A 21,140-nucleotide genomic window follows, 5' to 3' on the forward strand; every position below is an offset into this window, starting at 1 on the left:
TTCTTGCGATGATCTGTCGGTGACCTCATCGCCGCCCGACCCGCATCAGACGCCCGAGCCGCACGGCCACTCGCACTCCCATGGCCCCGCCGCACCTGTCTCCCGGCACCTCCGCAAGGTCATCGCGGCCGTGCTGATCCCCTTCGCCACCGCTGTGGTCGTGGGGCTTCTCGTGCTCTGGCCGGGTGGCGCACCCGGCCACGAGCGCACCGGAGTGGGCTTCGACCGTCAGACCGAGTCGGGCAAGGTGGTCTCGGTCGAGAAGGTCGACTGCAAGGACGTGAACGCCGGACAGGTGCCACCGACCGCGGACCCCACCACCCCCGAGGGGCGCGAGGCGGCCGCTTCCCAGCAGGGCGACTGCGGGAAGGCAACGGTCGAGGTCACCTCCGGCAAGAACAAGGGCCGCACCTTCGTCGAGATCGTCCAGCCGGACGCTCCACGGCAGTTGAAGAAGGGCCAGGGCGTGGTGGTGGCGTATGCCCCCGACGCCCCGCGCGACCTCCAGTACTCGGTGACGGACGTGGACCGCGGATTCCCGATGGCGGTGCTGGCCGGGATCTTCGCCCTGGTGGTGGTGCTGGTGGGCCGCATGCGCGGGGTGATGGCGCTGCTGGCGCTCGTCGTCTCGTTCGCGGTCCTGACCGTGTTCATCCTTCCCGCGATCCTCCAGGGCTCCAATCCCCTGATCGTCGCCGTGGTCGGAGCGAGCGCCATCATGCTGATCGCGCTCTACATGTGCCACGGACTGACAGCGCGCACCTCGGTCGCGGTCCTGGGCACGCTGATCTCCCTGCTGCTCATCGGGCTTCTCGGTTCGCTGTTCATCGGCTGGGCGAGCCTGAGCGGCAACACCGACGACAACACCGGCCTGATCCACGGCCTGTACCCGAACATCGACATGAGCGGTCTGCTGCTGGCCGGCGTCATCATCGGCTCGCTCGGCGTCCTCGACGATGTGACGGTGACCCAGACGTCCGCCGTATGGGAACTGCACCAGGCCGACCCGGACATGGGCGCCAAGGGGCTGTACCGGGCGGGCATCCGTATCGGGCGCGATCACATCGCATCCGTCGTCAACACCCTTGTCCTGGCCTACGCGGGTGCCGCGCTGCCGCTGCTCCTGCTGTTCTCGATCGCGCAGAGCAGCGTCGGTACCGTCGCCAACAGTGAGCTGGTGGCGGAGGAGATCGTACGGACCCTCATCGGATCGATCGGTCTGGTCGCGTCGGTACCGGTGACGACCATTCTGGCGGCGCTGGTGGTCTCGGCGGACCGACCGGGGCTGCCCGCAGGAGAGAGCGACACCCCGGCCCGCAGCGCGGCGCCGGGGCGGGGCGGCAAGGGCCGCCGTCGCAAGAAGTGAGACGGGGCGCTCAGCCGGCGTTCTCCTCGGCGAGGATGCCGTCGAGCGCCCTCTCCAGGCATTCCCTGAAGTCGCCGTACCGGTGCTCCTGCCCCAGCGGTACGAGCTTGTCCGTGCGGTCCAGGAAGGCCACCACAGGCGCCGCCCCGACGTGGAACAGGGCACGGTCGCTGCCCACTTGGAGCCGGATGGCAAGGTCACCGAGGCCCGCCGCGCCGGTGGGCGCGATGTGCACATCGCCGTCCCCGCTCGGCCCGCTGATCCCGTCCAACAGCAGCTCGCGTCCGAAGGCCCAGGTCACGGGTGCGTCGCCCGGCAGATGGAAGGTCATCCGCACGGCATACGGATCGTCCGTCTCGTAGCGGAGCCCCACCGGGATCCGGAACGAGAGCTCCTCCGAGACGAGGAAGCTCATCAGGACCTCGGCCTGGACCGACTCGCGCATCATGTACTCCGCAGTGAATGAGGCCTGCTGAAAACGGCCAGAACGATCCCCTTGGCCTTCTTGCCACAATCGTGGTGTAAGCGCCAGAGGTCCACAAGGAGTGATTTTTCAGATACTGATAGAGAACGCGAGCGCGCCGAGCAGACCGCCAATTCCCTTGCGCAATTGCTCAATAGCCGGAAGCAGTCGCTCTTCCTGGTGCAGGGGCAGCGAAATAGCCATCGTGGCCGCCCCGGAACCGGTGGCGACCGGGATGGCCGCGCAGACCGTGCCGAGCGCGTATTCCTGGCGTTCCACGACCGGTTGCATCCTGCCCGTGGTGGCGAGCCGATCCAGCAGCGTGCGGCTGTCGGACACGGAGTAGGGGGTCACCGGCTGGACCGGATGCCGGTCCAGATGGTCACGGCGGCCGTTCTCGTCCAGCTGGCTCAGCAGACACTGCCCGATCGCGTGCGCATGGCCCGTCTCACGGAAGTCCGCCCACTCCGCGACGGCGGGTGCGTAGGGGGTGTCGGAGATGGCGACGAGTTCGATCTCGCCCTCGCGGTAGAGCGCGAAGTAGACCGGTACGCCGATCGCGTCCCGCCAGTGCCGGAGTGCGTCCTCGAGCCTGCTGCGACGATTCTGCACAGACTCGCCGAGAGCGAGCCGGCCGACCGCGCCGCCGAGGACGAACACCCCTTTCTCGCGCCGGAGATAGTCCTCGTGCGTCAGCGTCCGCAGCAGGTGGTACGCGGTCGGCAGGGGAATCGCGGCCTCTCGCGCAAGCACCTTGGCGGGCGCCCCCTCGCGATGGGACGCGGCGGCTTCCAGCAGCCTCAACGCCCGCTGCACCGAACCGATGAGCGTAGGGGTCGTGGCGTTCGTCGCCGTGGCCAAAGGTCACCCCCGGGCTGGATGGGCTGCCACAGTAATGGCCGCCCGCCCGTGATACCCGGGGTTCGGCGAGCGTTCCCCCTCCCGGGTTAACGCCCTGACCCGCAGTGGCTACCAGTCGCTCCGAGAACTCGACGATGTCATGAACTTCCGTACGACAAAGATGAGTCCGGCGACGAGCGCGACGAAGACCAGGAGCTTGAAGAGCAACCCGATCACAAAGCCGATCACGCTGGTGATCAGGCCACCGAAGACGAACAGAGCGATGACGGGCACCGCGACCCACTTCACCCACCACGGCATCCCCGCGAACACTTCCCGCACAGCCATCGCCTCTACCTCGCTTCTCGGAGTTCCTGCCCTCGATGCTAGGCGGACGTATGGGGTGTGCGGGGGCCCGCGATCCCTTGAACTCCCCTGACCGGACCCTTAGGGAGTCACGGGGTCCGGGGTCAGCTCTCGGGCGGAGAGAAGATCACCATGACCCGCAGGTCCTCGGTGATGTGGTGGAACTTGTGGGCCACTCCGGCGGGGACGTAGACGACACTGCCGCGGCCGACCTGGGTCGTCTCCATACCCACCGTGATGGCGGCGCGTCCGCTGACGACGAGGTAGATCTCGTCCTGGTTGTGGGGCAGCTGCGGGTCCAGCGAACCCGCGTCGAGCGCGTAGAGACCGGCCGACATGTTCCGCTCGCGAAGGAACTGCAGATATGCGCCGTCGTTCGCGGCACGCTCCGCCTCCAGCTCGTCCAGTCGGAATGCCTTCATCGTGCGTCCGCCCCTGCCGTCGTCCCGATCACGTCTGCCACGATCAGACACATGATGAATTTCGTAGTCAAGACGATCGCCAATGCGGGGGCCCTGGCCGTGGCCATCTGGCTGGTCGGGGACATCACCCTCACCGGGGACAGTACCGGCAGGAAGATACTGACCCTGATCCTGGTCGCCCTGCTGTTCGGCCTGGTGAACTTTGTGGTCAAGCCGGTGGTGAAGCTGCTGACACTGCCGTTGTTCATCCTCACGCTCGGCCTGATCACGCTGATCGTGAATGCCTTGATGCTGCTGCTCACCTCATGGCTCGCCGATGTGGTCGACCTGAACTTCCACGTCGAGGGCTTCTGGACGGCCGTCCTGGGTGGTCTGATCATCTCGGTCGTGTCGTGGGCCCTGAACGTCGCCCTGCCCGACAAGGACTGACCCGAGAACGACCGATCCGAGGACGACCGATCCGAGGACGACCGGCCCGGCGGGTCCGACGGGTCCGACCTGCGGACGCGCCGACGGCAGGCCGGGCACGTGTCCGAAGATGGTGGTGGCGACGGGCGAGGGCGGTCCGGCGCGGTACACACGCAAGGCGAGGAGTGGTCGGCATGAGCGGTGGCACGGGAGAAGGCACGCGGGCGGTACGGGCGGGTCTGCCCGACCCGGTGAAGTACGAGCCGACCCTGCCGGGCCCGGTCTTCGCGGCCCACTTCCATCTGCCGGGCGAGCCGACCGGGCCCTACACCTACGGCCGCGACAACAACCCCACCTGGACCCACCTGGAACGGGCGATCGGCGAGCTGGAGGCACCGGGCGAGGCGGTCGAGACCGTGACCTTCGCCTCGGGCATGGCCGCGATCTCCGCCGTGCTCTTCTCCCAGCTGAAGGCCGGCGACGCGGTCGTGCTGCCGGACGACGGCTACCAGGCGCTCCCGCTGGTGCGCGAGCAGCTGGAGGTGTACGGCATCGAGGTGCGGACCGCGCCGACCGGCGGCGACGCGCAGCTCGCCGTCCTCGCGGGCGCGCGGCTGCTGTGGATCGAGAGCCCGTCCAACCCGGGGCTCGACGTCTGCGACATCCGGCGGCTGGTACGAGCGGCGCACGACGCCGGCGCCCTCGTCGCCGTCGACAACACGCTCGCGACACCGCTGGGGCAGCGGCCGCTGGACCTGGGCGCCGACTTCTCGGTGGCCAGCGACACCAAGGGGATGACCGGACACGGCGACATTCTCCTGGGACATGTCACGTGCCGCGACCCCGAGCGCGCCGCGGGGGTGCGGCGCTGGCGCAAGGTCGTCGGCGCGATCCCCGGCCCCATGGAGGCCTGGCTCGCACACCGTTCGCTGGCCACGCTCCAGCTGCGGTCCGAGCGGCAGTGCGCGAACGCGATGGCGCTCGCGGAGGCGCTCGGCGGGCGGGAGGACGTGACAGGGCTGCGGTATCCGGGGCTGCCGACGGACCCCTCGCACAAGATCGCCTCGCAGCAGATGCGGCGTTTCGGCAGCGTGGTCTCCTTCGTGCTGCCCGATCGCGAGCACGCGGAACGCTTCCTGGACGCGCTGCGGCTGGTCGACGACGCGACGAGCTTCGGCGGAGTGCGCTCGTCCGCGGAGCGGCGCGGGCGCTGGGGCGGGGACGCGGTGCCGGAAGGTTTCATCCGGCTCTCGGCAGGCGCCGAGGACGAGGACGACCTCGTGGCGGATGTACTGCGCGCGCTGGACGAGGCAGCGCACTAGAGCCACGCCGAGCCGACGGAGCCCCGCCCCGAGGGGGGCGCAAGGCGGGCGGTTCGATGGGCCGGGGGCGCACGGCGCCTCCGCGCGGGCCGTCCCGGGGGCGCGCAGCGAGGTGCGCACGGAAGCCGGGCGTACGCCCGGGTACGTCAGCCGCTGAGCGGCACATACAGGAAAATGGCGGTCCGAGCCTCCCCCCTCATGGCTCGGACCGCCCCGGTTCATTTCTCGAAGAACCGCGCCAACAAGGCTAGTTGACTCTGCGTCAGTGTCCAATCACAGTAGCGACAGCGACCTATCGACTTATTTATAGTTGTCCGGTCCGGGGCGTCGACGGTCGGGAGGGCTCGGCATGGATCTGGCCCTGCTGCGCACATTCGTCACGGTGCACCGGGCCGGCTCCTTCACCCGGGCGGCCGCCCTGCTGGGCCTCTCGCAGCCCGCGGTGACCGGGCAGATACGCACCCTGGAACGCCAGCTGGGGCGCCCGCTGTTCCTGCGCCAGGCCCGCGGCGTCACCCCCACCACCATCGGCGACGAGCTCGCCCACCGGGCCGCTCCGCATCTCGACGCCCTCGTGGAGATCACGGAGACCGGTCTGGACAACGAATCGGGCGTCCGGACGCTGCATCTCGCGGGCCTCCCCGAGTTCACCTCGCTCCGGGCCCTGCCCGCCCTCACCCCGCTGATATCCCAGGGCATGACGCTGCGGGCCTCCTTCGGGAACGCAGAGGAGACGCTGGAGGGGCTGGCCGCCGGACACCATGATCTGGCGATCACCACGGCGCGGCCGCGCGGCGGACTGCTGACCTCGACCCCGCTCTGCGACGAGGAGCACGTCCTGGTCGCGTCGCCGCGCTGGGCGGCCCGGCTGGGGCCCGAAGAGCTGCACGGCGGCCATGTGCTGCTGGAACAGCTTCCCGTGGTCGAGGTCCACGAGTCGCTGCCGCTGGTCTCGCGCTACTGGTCGTCCGTCTTCGACTCCCGGCCTGCCGCCGCGGCCGCCATCATCGCACCGGATCTCCGGGCGGTCCTCGAGACCGCCGCGTCGGGCGCGGGGCTCGCCGTTCTGCCGCGCTACCTGTGCGAGGAGGACCTCCGGAGCGGTCGCCTCGTGGCGCTGCTCGACCCCCCGGTGCCCCCGCTGCGCACGTACTTCCTCGCCGTCCGTACCGGCACGCTCGCCCTTCCGCACATCGCGCGGGCGCACGACTGGCTGCTGCGCGCTGCGGTCGACTGGTGACAACCCGGGGACCAGGAGTTTCAGAACGGGCGCCACGGGCCATTTTCTAGCCATGACCGAACGGCCAGTGGTCAAGCGCACCGCACGCGCCATCCTGCTCGACGGCGAGAACCTCGTCCTGATCAAGCGCACCAAGCCAGGCGTGGATCCGTACTGGCTGACGCCGGGCGGCGGGGTCGAACCCGAGGACGCCACCGTCGTGGACGCGCTCCACCGCGAGGTGGACGAGGAACTCGGCGCCAAGATCACCGACGTGGTGCCCTGCTTCGTCGACACCGTCGAACACATCGCGGACGGCGGAGTCACCGGTGTGAAGGTGCAGCACTTCTTCGTCTGCCGGCTGGGGTCCATGGACCCCTCGCGGCGGCACGGTCCCGAGGTGGACGATCCCTGCGGTGAGTACGAGATCGTACGGGTGCCCTTCAGCCGCGTGGGCATCGCGGCCGTCCACCTCGTGCCGTTGTCGCTGCGGCACTATCTGGACGGCAACATCGAGGGCGTGCGGGCGATGCACGCGCCGGACCTGGGCTGACGCGGGGCCGGCCGGGGTCGCCGCTCGTCGGTCACCACTGCTCGGTCACCGTTGTGCGGTCTCGCGGTGCCTCGGTCCCGCGCTGGCGGTCGCCGGTTCCTCAGTCGCCGGCCGCGACGAGCTCTTCGAGGGAGTCGTGGCGGATCCGGTCGACCGGGATGCCGATGCCGCGCAGCGCGTGCACACCGCTGCGGATCATCCCCGGAGGCCCTGACAGATAGGCGCTGTACTCGTACCAGGGACCGAACTCCCGGACCGCGTCCGGGAAGTGCGCCCGGTCGTCCACGACGGGGCGGACGGACAGCCAGGGGTGTGTCTGCTGCAACCGCAGCATGGTGTCGATGTCGTACAGGTCGAAGTTGGTCCGCGCCCCGTAGAAGACCTCCACGAGCCGACGCGTTCCGTGTTCGGCGACGTCCTCGACCAGGGCCTTGATGGGCGCGATACCGGTGCCGCCGCCGAGACAGAGCAGACCGTTGTCCGTGGTGTGGTCGACGGTCATCGACCCGGCGGGCGGGCCGAGCCGCAGCACGTCGCCCGGCCGCGCGTGATGGACGAGAGCGTTGGAGACCCAGCCGGCCGGAACGGCCTTCACATGGAAGGTGAGCAGGCCGTCCGAGCGCGGGGCTCCGGCGAAGGAGTAGTGCCGCCAGATCCGCGGCCACCAGGGCGTCTCCAGACTGGTGTACTGCCCTGCCACAAAGGCGTAGGGCTGGTCCGGGCGGACGGTGATGATCGCTATGTCGGGCGTCCGCAGATCGTGCGAGACGACCTCGGCGTGCCACCACGCCGGTGCGAGACGCTCGTTCTGGGCCGCCGCGTCGATCATGATCTGCGAGATCGTCGTGTACGTCCGCACCCAGGCGGCCTCGGTCTCCTCGTCCCAGGTGGACGTGGCGTACCGGCTCAGCGCGCCGATCAGAGCCTCACCGACGGCCGGGTAATGGGCGGCCTGCGTCCCGTACTTGCGGTGCCCGCGGCCCAGGTGCTGGAGGTACTCGGTGAGCACCTCGGCGTTGTCCATGTGCTCGGCGGCGGTGAGCAGCGCCTTCAGGAGCCGGTCGCGCTGGGAGTCCATGGCGGCGGGGAAGAGCCCGCGCAGTTCGGGGTGGCGGACGAAGAGCAGGGCGTAGAAGTACGACGTGACCTTGTCCGCGACGGGAGCGACCTCCGCCATGGTCCGGCGGATGAGGATCGCGTCGGGGGAGGCGTTGTCGGCAGGTGCGGCGGGCGGCCGGTGCTCCGCGAAGGGATCGTCGTACGACGGGGCTTCACGGCTCTGGGCCCGGTGAGCGGCGTGGGCTTCGTGCGCATGATCCTGGGGGGCCGCCGGGGCCTCAGCACCCTGACCTTCGTGCGAATGGCCGGCCAGGTGCAGCCGCATCGGTGTCTCACGGGGGTGACCGGCCTCGTGCTGCGGTATCTGGCTCTGCGTAGCCTGCTGTTGTGGGTGCCCGCCCTGGGCGGCGTTGTGCCTCGGGTGGCTGCCCTGCGCCGTGTCGTGCTGCGGGTCCTGGTCGTGCCGCGCCTCAGGGAGCGGGGCTCTGTGAGGGGGGTCGTCGTCCGCCGCGGCAACCCGATCGGCGGGAGGAGCCTCGGACTCCGTCACGGAAGGCGGTGGAGCGGTACGGGAGGCACCGGACCCCACCGGGCGTATGGATGCCACCGGCCGTTTGGGGACGGCGGACCGTTCTCGGCCGGTGCCCTCCGGAGCGTCACCCGATCCGGTGCGACCCTGGTCCGGCTGCCTGCGCGGGGTGAACCAGCCACCCTTGTCGTTTTCGCCTGAAGTGCCGTAGTCGGCCGACGTGGTGGTCGGAGCGTCCATTGTCTGCCTCGCCTCGAACATCTCTCGGTCGGTCCCCGCACTTCCGGTGATTCGGAACGTGCCTCACTTCCCCGCTTCTGCCCCAGGACCACTTCCAGACCACACTAACCATGGGCCCCGGCTGATTCGGGACGAGCGGGTTCGGAATGTGACGTTGACCGCAGCACCCGTCGACGCAGCATGTCAGCCGGCGCCCCGGCAACGGACAAAGAGCGGAAAGTCCGGGCATCCACACCCGCTTACCCGTTAAGCTCCAATGCCACCCATGCCTGTTCACCGGGCACCGCCGGGCCGCTGCCGTCATCCGTACCGCCCGTGGAAACACACCAGTTCAACGGCCTCGCGCAGATTGCCCCCCGCATCGATGTGTGTGGCCACGCCCGAGAGACGCGGTCGGCGTGCACAGCGGCCGCAGTGGGCGCCGACGCAATATCTCTGCGTCGGACATGGAATCACCGCATGCAACACATGCGTCCAGACCCATCTCGGACTCTGCACAGAGCCGGTCCGCGATCTTCACGTTTGCGGCCGAGCAGAGAATAGCGGCGGTCATCGCGGGTGAGTCAACGGTGTCCCCGCATACGGCTGCCCTCGTCTTCCGAGCGCCATGGGGATGTCATCAGCGCGCCATCGGAGAGACACAGCCGGAAGGGTCACCCTGTGCGGTCGGTCGCCGTGCGCCCTGTACGCCGAGGCTAGTACCGGGGATTACTCCCGCTGTCAGACGCCATACATCGCTCTGCCCGGCACTGTGTTTCACGTGAAACCACTCAGGCGCCCCGCTCGCCGGGCCATCCTCGTCGTCCACGTCGCCGCAGCCGCCGGCTGGCTCGGGCTCACGCTCGGTCTGCTCGCGCTCGCCATCTCGGCCAACGTCACCGAATCGACCGCCATGATCGAGGCCGCCGCACGATCCATGAAGGTCTTCACCGACTGGCTGGTGCTTCCTGTGGCCCTGCTGACCCTGCTCAGCGGCCTTGTTCTGTCGCTCGGCACCAAATGGGGGCTGGCACGGCATCGTTGGGTCTACACGAAGTTCTGGCTGACCCTGGTCACCATCGCGGCGTCGGCTTTCGCCCTCCGCCCCGGTGTCAACGACGCCGTCGAGACCCTTGCGTCGGGCGCCGCACTGCCCGATCCGCTCGGCCTGATGATGGGACCGATCGTCTCCTTCAGCGCCTATGTCTTCATGACCGTCATCTCCGTCCTGAAGCCCTGGGGACTCACCCGCCGTGGCCGTCGCCTGCGCAGCGCAAGCACTTCCGCGAAAGCACTGGACGAGCGATCACTGCGTCAGACAGCCTGATCCTCATGTCGACACCGCTCCCGGAGCTACCCATCCGCCGTCTCACCAGGGACGACCTCGTTGCCTGTGCCGATCTTTCCGAAGACCGCGGATGGCCACGCGAGGAACACAAGTGGGGCCTGCTGCTGGCGGCGGGGACGGGGTACGGAATCGATGACCCGGCGGGCAAGGGGCTGGTCTCGGCCTCCGTGGTCACGTCGTACGGCCCCGGGCTGTCCGCCATCGGCATGGTCCTGGTCGCACAGCGGTACGAACGCCAGGGCATCGGACGTCGCATGATGCAGCAGCTGGTGCGTGAGGCCGGCTCCACCCCGCTCACCCTGCATGCCACCCCCAGCGGCCGTCCGCTGTACGAGCAGCTGGGCTTCGTCAACGTCGGGCGCGCGGAGATGATCCGAGGCCACTTCCGACCGGACCCGGCCGACACGACGGCCGTGTCCACCCGCCCGGCAACCGCCGAGGATCTCCCCCGGATCGTCCGCCTGGACACCGAGGTCTTCGGACTGGACCGCACCCACATGATCACGCGCCTGCCGGCCTTTGCGGACCAGCTCCGCGTTGCAGAGGACGAAGGCGTGCTGACCGGCTATGCCGCGGCCTGGCCGAACATGGAGACGCATGTCATCGGTCCACTGATCGCCCGCGACACGGATACGGCCAAGGCTCTGATCACCTCGCTCGCTCCGGCCACGGACAGGCCTTTCCGGACGGACATCGATGTACGCCACGAGGAATTGCTGACCTGGTTGAAGGAGCGCGGCCTCGAACCGATCGCCTTCAACGCCGTCATGACCTACGGAATCGACGATCTCCCCGGCGATTGGACCCGCCGTTTTGCACCGCTCTCGGTGGCCGCAGGCTAGAACTCGCAGGTCAGGGGAGCGCAGATGATTGCAAACGCGGAATATTGCGCGTGTCGTCTATCGTTGACGAGGTAGCCGCTCGGGCTGGAGGAGGAAGACAGATGACCGCGACCGATCCCGCGCTCACCGCGCTCTCCCAGAGCTGGTGCGCTCTGTCGCTGCTCCACGGGAGGATCGAGGCCCACATCGAGCGGGCACTCGAGAGCAAGCACGGTCTGAGCATGCGCGAGTACTCACTCCTCGACGTCCTCAGCCGCCAGCACAGCGGCCCTGGCGGACACCTCCAGATGAAGCAGGTGGCCGACGCCGTCGTGCTCAGCCAGAGCGCCACGACCCGGCTGGTCACCCGTCTCGAGGACCGTGGCCTGCTGACCCGGTACCTCTGCGACACCGACCGGCGCGGCATCTACACGGACGTGACCGAGACGGGCCTCACCCTGCTTGCCGAGGCCCGCCCCACCAACGACTCGGCGCTGCGCGAGGCTCTCGACGAGGCCGCCAAGGTTCCGGAGCTCGCTCCCCTGGTCCGCACCGTCGAGGAACTCCGGGTCCCCGCGTAATCTGCCGATCATGAGTGATCTGGAAATACGGGCCGCTGTACTCGACGACATCCCGGAGATCGTGGCGATGCTCGCCGACGACCCACTGGGCGCTCAGCGCGAGTCACCGGACGACATGGCCCCGTACCACGCGGCATTCGAGCGCCTTGCCCGGGATCCGAACCAGATCCTCGCGGTGGCCGCCCGCCATGACCGCGTCGTCGGCACCCTCCAGCTCACGATCATCCCCGGACTGTCGCGGCGTGGCTCCACGCGATCCATCATCGAGGGTGTCCGCATCCACGCCGACGAACGCGGCAGCGGCCTCGGCACGCGGCTCATCGAGTGGGCGATCGACGAGTCGCGCCGACAGGACTGCCGGCTCGTCCAGCTGACCTCGGACGCTTCCCGGACCGACGCCCGTCGCTTCTACGAGAGGCTGGGCTTCGAGGCGTCCCACGTCGGGTTCAAGCTCCAGCTCTGAACAATTCTCCGCCCAGGGAGTCCGCGTGCATTCGATCAGCGACGAGCAACGCCGTATCCGGCTCGGCCGTCGGCATCGTCTGGCCCCCTCCACACGAGGGGACGACCCGGTGGAGGCAGCGGACGCGGTGGTCGCGCTGCATGCCACCGATGCCGCGACAGTGTTCCTCTCCGCCTGCGCCCGCCTCTCGACGCCGGGTATCGAGGCTGTGGAACAGGCTCTCTACGACGACGTGACACTGGTCCGGCTGCTCTCCATGCGCCGCACCTTGTTCGCCGTCTCCGCCGAACTCGCGCCGTACGTCGAGGCATCCACGGCCCACGCCATCGCGGTCAAGGAGCGCAGCACTCTCCTCGCGCATCTGGAGGAGGACGGCGGTGGCCTGGACGCGCGCTGGCTCGCCGAGGCGGAGGAGGCGGTTCTCGCCGCTCTTGTCCGGGGTGGCCCCGCCACGGGCACCCAGCTCTCCGCCAGCGTCCCCGCTCTGCGGACGAAGATCACTGTCTTCCCCGGCAAGAAGTACGAGACGGTGCAGGGCGTCGCCACGCGTGTAATCAGGGTGCTCGCCGCCGACGGCCGCATTCGCCGCGACCGGCCCCGAGGCTCCTGGACCTCCAGTCAGTTCCGCTGGACCGCCGGCCGGACCTGGCCGGCGGTGGATGCGGCCGAGGCCCGTGCCGAACTGGCACGCCGCTGGCTGCTCGCGTACGGCCCCGCCACCGAAGCGGATATGAAGTGGTGGACGGGATGGAGCCTCGGCCACGTACGCAAGGCGCTGATCGCCGTCGCCGCCGAGGAGGTCGGGCTCGAGGGTGGTGCGACCGGTTATGTGGCCCCCGGCGACCTCGGGCCCGACGTCGCACCGGAGCCCTGGGCGGCATTGCTGCCGGGACTCGACCCCAGCGCCATGGCCTGGGCTGACCGTGGCTTCCACCTCGACGCGGAGCACCGCTCGGCCCTCTTCGACCGCTCGGGCAACATCGGCCCGACGGTGTGGTGGAACGGCCGCATCATCGGTGGCTGGGCTCAACGGCCGGACGGCGATGTCGTCTGGCGCCTGCTCACCGATGCCGGCCGTGAGGCCACCGCTGCTGTCGAAACGGAAGCCTCCCGGCTGGCGGGGTGGGCGATGCCCGGATCACCCCTCGGTTCCGTACGCCCCTGGAGCGCGAGTTGTCGGCCTAGACTCCGTCCACGGCTGCGCACGTTTCACGTGAAACATCGACCGGAACTGCATGGAGAGGCTCGCAAACTGCATGGAAAGGCTCGCAAGGGCCGGCTTCACAGCGGCAGTCCGCGCCAGCCCTCCGGGTCCACTCCACCCGGCACCCCGCCGTCCGGCTCATAGGGCTCCCGGGTGAAGACGAACGACCCCAGGTCGAGATGCAGGACCGAACCGTCCTCTCGGCGCACCACACGCAGGGTCTCGCCGGCGTAGTAGCCGTTCTGGCCGGTCCACGTACCGTCCTCCTCCGCGGTGAACCGTGCTCCCCTGCCGACGCCCTGCAACGGCAGCAGTTCCAGACCGCGGTCGGCGAGCAGCCGCAGCCCGAAGGAGTAAGTTCCCCAGTACCAGGGCCCGGTCAGCGCCAGGAGCTCCTGATCGACCTCCGGCAGTGGCTTCCAGGACTCGGGGATGCGGGGCTCGGCCTCCGAGACGATGCCCACGAGATCGGCCGCGACAGTCGCTGTGAGCGGCCCTGAAGTGGCATTGGCGAGCGCGACGGCTGCGACCCCGTCATCGACACTCACCCACAGGCCCGCGACGAATCCGGGTAGCGAGCCTGTGTGCCCCACGAGGGTGCGGCCGCCCTTCCGCACGATCTGCACACCCAGCCCGTAGGTGCCCTCCCAGTCCCCGCTCTCCAGGGGCACGGACGGTGTCCGCATCTCCCGTACCGACGACTCCCGCAGGACGCGCTCGTCGCCCTCGGCGAGAAAGACGGCGAACCGGCAGAGGTCGGTGACTGTCGACCAGAGCTGTCCGGCCGGCGCCATCAGGCCGAGGTCCTCGGACGGTTCGGGCAGCAGCACATCGGCCCAGGGGTGCACGGCCCATCCACCGGCGTGCGGAGCCTCGGGCCGAGTGCTCGTACGGCTGAGGCCCAGGGGTTCCAGAATCTCCCCGCGCAGCACGTCCTCCCAGGAAGCACCGCGTACCGCCTCGATCAACGATCCGAGCAGCGTGTAACCGGGGTTGGAGTAGTGGTGGCGCCGCCCGACAGGGTGCATACGCGACCCCTCACCCAGCACATCGCCGAGATCCGGACGCTGAGAGCCCGGTGTCCTCTCCCACCACGGCGCCGGGGACTCGGCGCTCAACCCGGCACTGTGACCCAGGAGTTGGGCGATCGTCACGTCCCCCACGCCGGTACCGGACAGATGCTTCTCCAGGGGGTCACCGAGATCGAGCAGCCCCTCGTCCCGCAGCCTCATCACCAGGACGGCGGTGAACGTCTTGGTGATCGAGCCGATGCGGTACTGGGTGTCGGCGTCCGGACCGTGGCCGTCGACGGAGGTGCGGGATCCCGTCCACGCCAAGTGCCCCTCACGCGCCACCCCGGCGACGAAAGAGGGCGCACGCCCTTCGGTCTGGGCGACCGCGATGCGGTGCAGCAAAGCCCGCTTGGTGGCGGGGAGGAACTCGGTAAAGGGTGAGGTCATGAGGCAGGTCTACCGGCGGCACCCCGTCACGTCGACCGCATTCCCCGGCATTTCGCGACGCGCGGAAGAGGCGACCGGAGGCCCCGGCAGGCTCCGCGACGGGCCGCGTCTCCAGGGCTGCAGGGTCTCGCCACGAGCACAGGGGAACCACGTGTGAGCTCAGACCGCCCGCCGATGAGTTTCCCGCGGCGCGCCGGTCTGTACGGGGGAGACCGACTCACGGAAGGCTGGCGCCGTGCGGAAATTGATCTACGGCATGAACGTGTCCCTGGACGGCTACATCGCCGCGCCCGGCGACGACATCGGCTGGGGCGTGCCGAGCGACGAGCTGTTCGCGTTCTGGTCCGACCAGTTGCAGGCGACCGACCTGACGCTGTACGGGCGCAAGTTGTGGCAGACGATGAGCTCCTACTGGCCGACCGGCGACCAGCAGCCCAACGCCACCCCGGCGGAGATCGAGTTCGCTCGCCGATGGCGGGACATGTCGAAGGTGGTGTTCTCCTCGACTATCGACCAGGTCGACTGGAACACCCGTCTGGTCACCGGCGACGCGGTCGCCGAGATCGCCCGGCTCAAGGCCGAGGACGGCGGCCCGATGGACATCGGCGGCGCGACGCTCGCCGGGGCGGCCATGCGGGCCGGGCTGATCGACGAGTACGTGCTGGCCACCGTGCCGGTCCTGGTGGGTGGCGGCAAGCCGTTCTTCACCGCGCTGGACAGCTGGGTGAACCTGAATCTGGTGGAGACGCGGACGTTTCCCGGCGGCGTGGTCCTGACCAGGTACGAGACGAGGCGCTGAGCGCCCGTCCGGGAGCTTCGCGGGGGTATCGCCCCTGTCCGCGATGACATTCCCGAACTCCTGCCGGATGCGCTCTCCGGGGCCCTCGATGCGGGGGCCGTCTTCGACCGTGCCGTCCCCCCTGGCCGAGGTGCCGGACGGCTATCGGGCGATGGACGACCGGTCGGCGCGGAAGGTGCGCATCACCTTCTGAGCGAGGGGCCGGCGGCACGGGCGCGGTTCCTCCTATGCCGCGCGGCGCCCTCGCGATGTCAGGCAGCGCGCTTCACGTGGCGGACCAGCCACATCAGCAGGGCGTCCAGGTCGGCGGCGGCCGAGAGGACCCGGTCGACCGCCTCGGGGGTGTGCAGCCACTCCTCGCAGCCGAGGGGACGCGCGGCGATCAGAGAACGGTGGCGCAGCAGGTTCGTACGGGGATGGTCTGTCGGATAGCCGCGCGGAGGGCGTTTCATCACGTCCCCGGAGATGTCGTAGCCCTTCTTCCGCACGTCCTCGACGATGGCGGACAGTTCGCGGCCGCTCCCCTCGGAGTCCACGGCTTTGCGGAACATGTCCACCTGGCCGGGGTCGGGGTACCACCAGGCACCCTGGATCCGCAGGCCGTCCAGGGAGAACCGGAGACCGATCTCGATCTTGCGGCCGAGCCGGATCACCGCGCTCTGGTGCTGCCACCACCAGGAGTCGGTGCGGTAGTGCCAGACGGAGAAGTCCTCGTACCGGGGGTCGGTGTCCGCGACCTCGTTGAGAAGGGCGATCATCGGCTGCCGGACCAGGCGTTCGCGGTCCGCGCGGCAGCGCTCGCGGGTCGCATGGGTCGGTTCGCCCTGGAGCTGCCACAACACGTCCATGGCCTGCTCCGGCCAGCCGGTGAACTGTCCGCGCATGCGCGGAGAATAGCCCACCCATGAGCCGCGCGCGGAGAGTGAGACGGGCAGTGAGGCGTGGCCCGGACAGTGGGGTTGTGCAGCCGAAACTTGCAGGCACGACCTAGGTCTGCGCCATGTCCACGAAGCGGGAGTAGTGCCCCTGGAACGCCACGGTGATCGTGGCCGTGGGGCCGTTACGGTGCTTGGCGACGATCAGGTCCGCCTCACCCGCTCGGGGTGACTCCTTCTCGTACGCATCCTCACGGTGCAACAGGATCACCATGTCCGCATCCTGCTCGATGGAGCCCGACTCACGAAGGTCGGACACCATCGGCTTCTTGTCCGTCCGCTGCTCGGGCCCACGGTTCAGCTGCGAGAGCGCGATCACCGGCAACTCCAGCTCCTTGGCCAGCAGCTTGAGGTTTCGGGACATGTCCGAGACCTCCTGCTGGCGGCTCTCGGCACGCTTGGAGCCACCGGACTGCATCAGCTGGAGATAGTCGATGACGACCAGCTTCAGGTCGTTGCGCTGCTTGAGCCGGCGGCACTTCGCCCGGATCTCCATCATGGAGAGGTTCGGGGAGTCGTCGATGTAGAGCGGCGCCTGGGAGACATCGGGCATCCGGCGGGCCAGCCGGGTCCAGTCCTCGTCGGTCATCGTGCCGGACCGCATGTGGTGCAGCGCCACCCGCGCCTCGGCGGACAGCAGGCGCATCGCGATCTCGTTCCGTCCCATTTCGAGAGAGAAGATCACGCTCGGCAGATTGTTCTTGATGGAGCACGCCCGGGCGAAGTCCAGCGCCAGCGTGGACTTACCCATCGCGGGCCGGGCCGCGATGACGATCATCTGGCCCGGGTGCAGACCGTTCGTCAGGGAGTCGAAGTCCGTGAAGCCGGTGGGCACACCGGTCATCTCACCGCTGCGTGACCCGATCGCCTCGATCTCGTCGAGAGCGCCCTCCATGATCTCGCCGAGCGGGAGATAGTCCTCGCTGGTCCGCTGCTCGGTGACGGCGTAGATCTCGGCTTGGGCGGAGTTGACGATCTCGTCGACGTCGCCGTCGGCCGCGTATCCCATCTGTGTGATCTTGGTGCCGGCCTCCACGAGCCGTCGCAGCACCGCCCGCTCGTGGACGATCTCCGCGTAGTACGAAGCATTCGCCGCGGTCGGCACCGACTGGACGAGCGTGTGGAGATAGGGAGCTCCCCCGACCCGGGTGATCTCGCCGCGCTTGACCAGTTCGGCCGCCACGGTGATCGGGTCGGCGGGCTCGCCCTTGGCGTAGAGATCGAGGATCGCCGTGTAGACGGTCTCGTGGGCGGGCCGGTAGAAGTCGTGGCCCTTGATGATCTCCACGACATCGGCGATCGCGTCCTTGGACAGGAGCATGCCGCCGAGCACCGACTGCTCGGCATCCAGGTCCTGAGGCGGCACCCGCTCGAACCCGGGAGAGCTTCCGTCCCACCCCCCGCTGTCCCTGCCGCGCTCGTGCTGATCATCACGGCCACCACGGTGGTCGTTACGGCGCTGACGGGAAACGGGCAGACGATCGCCAGGGCCGCTGTCCGCCGCCCACGGGTCGTCCAAGGGCTCGGAAATGCTCACCCGGGCCACCTCCTCCCGTCCGCTCCGCGGACCTAGCCGTGCACCTCTTTCTACGGCACGGCACTGACAAAACGAGTGGCCCGGCTCCGCTTCCGGCGCGTCGGGCGACGGTCCACGGTAGGCCCGGCGGCACCGTCAGCCAATCTGGTTATCCACAGGCCGTGTGGATGACCGACGAGATGCTGTGGAGAACCCCACAGAACCTGTGCACGGACCGGGGGACAGCACTGTGGACAAAGTCGGACCCACCTCGCCGCACTAGCTCTGAGCTGGGCTTTTTCCGTCCACCGGCTGTGGGGGAGAAAAACTTTCCCGACTGGGCCAAGATCAGAACAAACGGCGCACGCCCGCGCCTCCACAGGAGGAGCAGGTAAGGACCTCTAGGCAATTGCATCTCTTACCTGTGGAAGATTACATTGACCCCATGACTCAGGCCCTCAAGGATCCGAAGACGGTCCGGCGACGTCACGACCGAGAGATCGTCTCGCTCGCCGTTCCCGCCTTCGGTGCACTCGTCGCCGAGCCGCTCTTCGTCATCGTCGACAGTGCCATCGTCGGCCATCTCGGCACCCCGCAACTTGCCGGGCTCGGCGTCGCGGCGGCTCTCCTGATGACCGCCGTGAGCGTCTTCGTCTTCCTCGCGTACGCCACCACGGCGGCCGTCGCACGCCGCGTCGGCGCGGGTGATCTGGCCTCCGCCATCCGCCAGGGAATGGACGGAATCTGGCTGGCGCTCCTCCTCGGCGTTGCGGTCGTCGCCGTCACTCTGCCGACCGCCCCTTGGCTCATCGACATCTTCGGAGCCTCCGACACCGCCGCTCCGTACGCCATCACGTATCTGCGCATATCCAGCCTCGGCATCCCCGCCATGCTGATCGTGCTGGCCGCGACCGGCGTTCTGCGGGGTCTCCAGGACACCCGCACTCCGCTGTATGTGGCGATCGGCGGCTTCGCCGCCAATGCAGTCCTCAACGTCGGCCTGGTCTACGGCGCCGGTTTCGGCATCGCCGGATCAGCTTGGGGCACCGTCATCGCCCAGTGCGGCATGGCCGTGGCCTATGTGATCGTGGTCGTCCGGGGGGCACGGAAGCACGGTGCCTCGCTCCGACCCGACGCCGCAGGCATTCGAGCCAGCGCTCAGGCCGGTGCGCCTCTTCTGGTCCGTACGCTCTCTCTGCGCGCTGTCCTCCTGATTGCGACAGCGGTCGCGGCCCGCCTCGGCGACGCGGAGATCGCCGCCCACCAGATCGTGCTCTCGCTGTGGAGTTTGATGGCCTTCGCCCTGGACGCGATCGCCATCGCGGGCCAGGCGATCATCGGCCGGTACCTCGGCGCCGGTGATGCCGACGGCGCACGTCAGGTATGCCGCCGCATGGTGCAGTGGGGCATCGCCTCGGGCGTGGTGCTGGGGCTTCTGATCGTCGCCACCCGCCCGCTCTTCCTCCCGCTGTTCACGGATGATCCGGTCGTGCACGACACCCTGCTGCCCGTCCTGCTGGTGGTCGCCCTCTCCCAGCCCATTGCCGGCGTGGTCTTCGTGCTGGACGGCGTACTGATGGGAGCGGGTGACGGCCGCTATCTCGCCGGGGCGATGCTGGTGACCTTGGCCGTCTTCGCCCCCGTGGCCCTGCTCGTTCCCTCTCTCGGCGGCGGGCTGACGGCTCTGTGGTGGGCCATGACGCTGATGATGGGCGTACGGATGCTGACGCTCTGGCACCGCACGCGGTCGGGCCTCTGGATCGTCACAGGTGCAAGCCGCTGAAGAACCCAGCGGATGTTTCACGTGAAACGCGCTGTTTCACGTGAAACGGCGAGAGGGCCGCACCTGACGGTGCGGCCCTCTGCCGTACTGCTGAGTGCAGCGTTACGCGGCAACGACCTCGATGCCGAGCTTCGCGGCAACCTCGGGGTGCAGACGCACGGACACCTGGTGCGAGCCCAGGGTCTTGATCGGCGTACCGAGCTCGACGCGACGCTTGTCCACGTCCGGGCCACCGGCGGACTTGATCGCCGCAGCGACGTCCGCCGGGGTGACCGAGCCGAAGAGACGGCCGGCGTCGCCGGAGCGAACTGCCAGACGCACCTTCACGCCTTCGAGGCGGGCCTTGATCTCGTTGGCCTGCTCGATGGTCGCGATCTCGTGGATCTTGCGGGCGCGGCGGATCTGCGCCACGTCCTTCTCGCCACCCTTGGTCCAGCGGATCGCGAAACCACGCGGGACCAGGTAGTTGCGAGCGTAGCCGTCCTTGACGTCGACGACGTCGCCGGCGGTACCGAGGCCGGAGACCTCGTGGGTAAGGATGATCTTCATGATTCGGTCACCCTTCCTTAGCGCGCGGTGGACGTGTAGGGCAGCAGTGCCATCTCACGGCTGTTCTTGACTGCCGTGGCGACGTCACGCTGGTGCTGCGTGCAGTTGCCGGTGACGCGGCGGGCACGGATCTTGCCGCGGTCGGAAATGAACTTCCGCAGCATGTTCGTGTCCTTGTAGTCCACGTACACGGTCTTGTCCTTGCAGAATGCGCAGACCTTCTTCTTCGGCTTGCGCACAGGCGGCTTCGCCATGTGTATCTCCTGTGTGATCAAGAAGTGGGGGTACAAGCTCCCCTGGGGAATCCCTAGAAGGGGGGCTCGTCCGAGTAGCCGCCGCCGGAAGAGCCGCCGGAGCTTCCGCCCCAGCTGCCGCCTCCACCGCCACCCTGCTGCTGGCCGCCGGCCGGCGCACTGGTGGCCCAGGGGTCGTCGGCGGGAGCACCGCCGCCGCCACCCTGCTGGCCACCGCTGGAGCCGCCGCCCCAGTTGCCGCCGCCACCCTGCTGCTGACCGCCGCCGTAGCCGCCCTGGCCACCGCGACCGGTGGTCTTGGTGACCTTGGCCGTGGCGTTCTTCAGGCTGGGGCCGACTTCCTCGACGTCCAGCTCGTAGACCGTGCGCTTGACGCCCTCGCGGTCGTCGTAGGACCGCTGCTTGAGCCGGCCCTGCACGACGACGCGCATGCCGCGCGTGAGCGACTCTGCGACGTTCTCCGCCGCCTGACGCCAGACCGAGCAGGTGAGGAAGAGGCTCTCGCCGTCCTTCCACTCATTGGTCTGACGGTCGAAGGTGCGGGGAGTGGACGCGACGCGGAACTTCGCGACCGCCGCACCGGACGGGGTGAAGCGCAGCTCGGGGTCGTCGACGAGATTGCCGACGACCGTGATGACGGTCTCGCCTGCCATGGGTGAAC

At 68.8% G+C, this 21,140-nt stretch carries 22 protein-coding genes and 2 pseudogenes; 13 read left to right on the plus strand and 11 right to left on the minus strand.

Going from position 1 to position 21,140, the window contains the following annotated elements; genetic code table 11:
* The first annotated feature begins 19 nt into the window (after positions 1-19).
* Positions 20-1,366 (plus strand): YibE/F family protein, encoded by a 1,347-nt coding sequence (locus OHA05_RS17905; protein WP_328861142.1) that lies wholly within the window; start codon positions 20-22, stop codon positions 1,364-1,366.
* 10 nt (positions 1,367-1,376) lie between these two features.
* On the opposite strand, the gene OHA05_RS17910 is transcribed toward OHA05_RS17905, so the two are convergent.
* The 4 genes from OHA05_RS17910 to OHA05_RS17925 form a co-directional block, all read right to left on the minus strand.
* A complete protein-coding gene (locus OHA05_RS17910; protein ID WP_313945353.1) occupies positions 1,377-1,811 on the minus strand; it encodes an SsgA family sporulation/cell division regulator in 435 nt (144 codons plus the stop codon).
* Positions 1,812-1,919: 108 nt separating this feature from the next.
* On the minus strand, positions 1,920-2,690 hold the full coding sequence (locus OHA05_RS17915) for an IclR family transcriptional regulator (protein ID WP_313945352.1): 771 nt from the start codon (positions 2,688-2,690) through the stop codon (positions 1,920-1,922).
* Positions 2,691-2,798: 108 nt separating this feature from the next.
* Complete coding sequence (locus OHA05_RS17920; RefSeq protein ID WP_313948945.1) at positions 2,799-3,011, minus strand: DUF5326 family protein; 213 nt, start codon at positions 3,009-3,011, stop codon at positions 2,799-2,801.
* Between the two features lie 128 nt (positions 3,012-3,139).
* The gene (locus OHA05_RS17925) at positions 3,140-3,457 is read right to left on the minus strand and encodes a cupin domain-containing protein (protein WP_313945351.1); all 318 of its coding nucleotides are present in this window, start codon (positions 3,455-3,457) and stop codon (positions 3,140-3,142) included.
* A 51-nt stretch (positions 3,458-3,508) separates the two neighbouring features.
* Here OHA05_RS17925 and OHA05_RS17930 point away from each other — a divergent pair, with 51 nt between their 5' ends.
* The 4 genes from OHA05_RS17930 to OHA05_RS17945 all read left to right on the plus strand — a co-directional run bounded on the left by OHA05_RS17930 (position 3,509) and on the right by OHA05_RS17945 (position 6,959).
* Positions 3,509-3,886 (plus strand): phage holin family protein, encoded by a 378-nt coding sequence (locus OHA05_RS17930; RefSeq protein ID WP_313945350.1) that lies wholly within the window; start codon positions 3,509-3,511, stop codon positions 3,884-3,886.
* A 173-nt stretch (positions 3,887-4,059) separates the two neighbouring features.
* Positions 4,060-5,187: a cystathionine gamma-lyase gene (locus OHA05_RS17935; protein ID WP_313945349.1), complete on the plus strand. Its 1,128-nt coding sequence runs from the start codon at positions 4,060-4,062 to the stop codon at positions 5,185-5,187.
* Between the two features lie 349 nt (positions 5,188-5,536).
* The gene (locus tag OHA05_RS17940; protein ID WP_313945348.1) at positions 5,537-6,427 is read left to right on the plus strand and encodes a LysR family transcriptional regulator; all 891 of its coding nucleotides are present in this window, start codon (positions 5,537-5,539) and stop codon (positions 6,425-6,427) included.
* Positions 6,428-6,479: 52 nt separating this feature from the next.
* Positions 6,480-6,959, plus strand: a complete 480-nt coding sequence (locus tag OHA05_RS17945) for an NUDIX hydrolase (protein WP_313945347.1) — start codon at positions 6,480-6,482, stop codon at positions 6,957-6,959.
* A gap of 100 nt (positions 6,960-7,059) precedes the next feature.
* On the opposite strand, the gene OHA05_RS17950 is transcribed toward OHA05_RS17945, so the two are convergent.
* A complete protein-coding gene (locus OHA05_RS17950) occupies positions 7,060-8,787 on the minus strand; it encodes a globin domain-containing protein (RefSeq protein WP_328861143.1) in 1,728 nt (575 codons plus the stop codon).
* Between the two features lie 760 nt (positions 8,788-9,547).
* On the opposite strand from OHA05_RS17950, the gene OHA05_RS17955 reads away from it, so the two are divergent.
* From OHA05_RS17955 to OHA05_RS17975, 5 genes and pseudogenes are all read left to right on the plus strand, one after another.
* Positions 9,548-10,093 (plus strand): DUF2269 domain-containing protein, encoded by a 546-nt coding sequence (locus tag OHA05_RS17955; RefSeq protein ID WP_313945345.1) that lies wholly within the window; start codon positions 9,548-9,550, stop codon positions 10,091-10,093.
* A gap of 5 nt (positions 10,094-10,098) precedes the next feature.
* Entirely contained in the window at positions 10,099-10,956 is an 858-nt protein-coding gene (locus tag OHA05_RS17960; RefSeq protein ID WP_328861144.1) for a GNAT family N-acetyltransferase, read from the plus strand.
* A 101-nt stretch (positions 10,957-11,057) separates the two neighbouring features.
* Positions 11,058-11,516, plus strand: coding sequence for a MarR family winged helix-turn-helix transcriptional regulator (locus OHA05_RS17965; protein WP_313945343.1), 459 nt, complete (start codon positions 11,058-11,060; stop codon positions 11,514-11,516).
* A 10-nt stretch (positions 11,517-11,526) separates the two neighbouring features.
* Positions 11,527-11,979 (plus strand): GNAT family N-acetyltransferase, encoded by a 453-nt coding sequence (locus OHA05_RS17970; RefSeq protein ID WP_328861145.1) that lies wholly within the window; start codon positions 11,527-11,529, stop codon positions 11,977-11,979.
* Positions 11,980-12,004: 25 nt separating this feature from the next.
* A pseudogene (locus OHA05_RS17975) lies at positions 12,005-13,164 on the plus strand (winged helix DNA-binding domain-containing protein).
* 96 nt (positions 13,165-13,260) lie between these two features.
* Here the strand turns inward: OHA05_RS17975 and OHA05_RS17980 are convergent.
* Positions 13,261-14,643 (minus strand): serine hydrolase domain-containing protein, encoded by a 1,383-nt coding sequence (locus OHA05_RS17980; RefSeq protein ID WP_328861146.1) that lies wholly within the window; start codon positions 14,641-14,643, stop codon positions 13,261-13,263.
* 235 nt (positions 14,644-14,878) lie between these two features.
* Here OHA05_RS17980 and OHA05_RS17985 point away from each other — a divergent pair, with 235 nt between their 5' ends.
* Positions 14,879-15,442 carry a dihydrofolate reductase family protein gene (locus OHA05_RS17985; protein ID WP_328861147.1) on the plus strand — a complete coding sequence of 188 codons (564 nt, stop codon included), beginning with the start codon at positions 14,879-14,881 and terminating at the stop codon, positions 15,440-15,442.
* A 15-nt stretch (positions 15,443-15,457) separates the two neighbouring features.
* Positions 15,458-15,635 (plus strand): annotated as a pseudogene (locus OHA05_RS17990) (IMP dehydrogenase); the annotation flags it as partial.
* A 58-nt stretch (positions 15,636-15,693) separates the two neighbouring features.
* Here OHA05_RS17990 and OHA05_RS17995 read toward each other — a convergent pair.
* The gene (locus tag OHA05_RS17995; RefSeq protein WP_328861148.1) at positions 15,694-16,326 is read right to left on the minus strand and encodes a DUF2461 family protein; all 633 of its coding nucleotides are present in this window, start codon (positions 16,324-16,326) and stop codon (positions 15,694-15,696) included.
* 103 nt (positions 16,327-16,429) lie between these two features.
* Positions 16,430-17,896, minus strand: coding sequence for a replicative DNA helicase (gene dnaB / locus OHA05_RS18000; RefSeq protein WP_313948944.1), 1,467 nt, complete (start codon positions 17,894-17,896; stop codon positions 16,430-16,432).
* A gap of 442 nt (positions 17,897-18,338) precedes the next feature.
* Here dnaB and OHA05_RS18005 point away from each other — a divergent pair, with 442 nt between their 5' ends.
* Positions 18,339-19,676, plus strand: a complete 1,338-nt coding sequence (locus OHA05_RS18005; RefSeq protein WP_328861149.1) for an MATE family efflux transporter — start codon at positions 18,339-18,341, stop codon at positions 19,674-19,676.
* Between the two features lie 102 nt (positions 19,677-19,778).
* Here the strand turns inward: OHA05_RS18005 and rplI are convergent, their stop codons facing one another.
* From rplI to OHA05_RS18020, 3 genes are read right to left on the minus strand one after another with little or no spacing between them, the layout of a single operon-like run.
* Entirely contained in the window at positions 19,779-20,225 is a 447-nt protein-coding gene (gene rplI / locus OHA05_RS18010) for a 50S ribosomal protein L9 (protein ID WP_313945336.1), read from the minus strand.
* Positions 20,226-20,242: 17 nt separating this feature from the next.
* Positions 20,243-20,479, minus strand: coding sequence for a 30S ribosomal protein S18 (rpsR, locus tag OHA05_RS18015; protein WP_003956534.1), 237 nt, complete (start codon positions 20,477-20,479; stop codon positions 20,243-20,245).
* Positions 20,480-20,532: 53 nt separating this feature from the next.
* Positions 20,533-21,132, minus strand: a complete 600-nt coding sequence (locus OHA05_RS18020) for a single-stranded DNA-binding protein (RefSeq protein WP_313945335.1) — start codon at positions 21,130-21,132, stop codon at positions 20,533-20,535.
* Positions 21,133-21,140: the final 8 nt, after the last annotated feature.

It is taken from the genome of Streptomyces sp. NBC_00306 (genome assembly GCF_036169555.1).
GTDB classification, from domain to species: Bacteria; Actinomycetota; Actinomycetes; order Streptomycetales; family Streptomycetaceae; genus Streptomyces; species Streptomyces achmelvichensis.

What these genes read in the sequence shown, in the direction of transcription:
- OHA05_RS18005 (WP_328861149.1), top strand. Translation starts at nt 18,339, where the DNA reads ATGACTCAGGCCCTCAAGGATCCGAAGACGGTCCGGCGACGTCACGAC.
- OHA05_RS17965 (WP_313945343.1), top strand. Translation starts at nt 11,058, where the DNA reads ATGACCGCGACCGATCCCGCGCTCACCGCGCTCTCCCAGAGCTGGTGC.
- OHA05_RS17960 (WP_328861144.1), top strand. Translation starts at nt 10,099, where the DNA reads ATGTCGACACCGCTCCCGGAGCTACCCATCCGCCGTCTCACCAGGGAC.
- rpsR (WP_003956534.1), bottom strand. Translation starts at nt 20,479, where the DNA reads ATGGCGAAGCCGCCTGTGCGCAAGCCGAAGAAGAAGGTCTGCGCATTC.
- OHA05_RS17930 (WP_313945350.1), top strand. Translation starts at nt 3,509, where the DNA reads ATGATGAATTTCGTAGTCAAGACGATCGCCAATGCGGGGGCCCTGGCC.
- OHA05_RS17940 (WP_313945348.1), top strand. Translation starts at nt 5,537, where the DNA reads ATGGATCTGGCCCTGCTGCGCACATTCGTCACGGTGCACCGGGCCGGC.
- OHA05_RS17950 (WP_328861143.1), bottom strand. Translation starts at nt 8,787, where the DNA reads ATGGACGCTCCGACCACCACGTCGGCCGACTACGGCACTTCAGGCGAA.
- OHA05_RS17910 (WP_313945353.1), bottom strand. Translation starts at nt 1,811, where the DNA reads ATGCGCGAGTCGGTCCAGGCCGAGGTCCTGATGAGCTTCCTCGTCTCG.
- OHA05_RS17935 (WP_313945349.1), top strand. Translation starts at nt 4,060, where the DNA reads ATGAGCGGTGGCACGGGAGAAGGCACGCGGGCGGTACGGGCGGGTCTG.
- OHA05_RS18020 (WP_313945335.1), bottom strand. Translation starts at nt 21,132, where the DNA reads ATGGCAGGCGAGACCGTCATCACGGTCGTCGGCAATCTCGTCGACGAC.
- OHA05_RS17945 (WP_313945347.1), top strand. Translation starts at nt 6,480, where the DNA reads ATGACCGAACGGCCAGTGGTCAAGCGCACCGCACGCGCCATCCTGCTC.
- OHA05_RS17925 (WP_313945351.1), bottom strand. Translation starts at nt 3,457, where the DNA reads ATGAAGGCATTCCGACTGGACGAGCTGGAGGCGGAGCGTGCCGCGAAC.
- OHA05_RS17995 (WP_328861148.1), bottom strand. Translation starts at nt 16,326, where the DNA reads ATGCGCGGACAGTTCACCGGCTGGCCGGAGCAGGCCATGGACGTGTTG.
- rplI (WP_313945336.1), bottom strand. Translation starts at nt 20,225, where the DNA reads ATGAAGATCATCCTTACCCACGAGGTCTCCGGCCTCGGTACCGCCGGC.
- OHA05_RS17970 (WP_328861145.1), top strand. Translation starts at nt 11,527, where the DNA reads ATGAGTGATCTGGAAATACGGGCCGCTGTACTCGACGACATCCCGGAG.
- OHA05_RS17980 (WP_328861146.1), bottom strand. Translation starts at nt 14,643, where the DNA reads ATGACCTCACCCTTTACCGAGTTCCTCCCCGCCACCAAGCGGGCTTTG.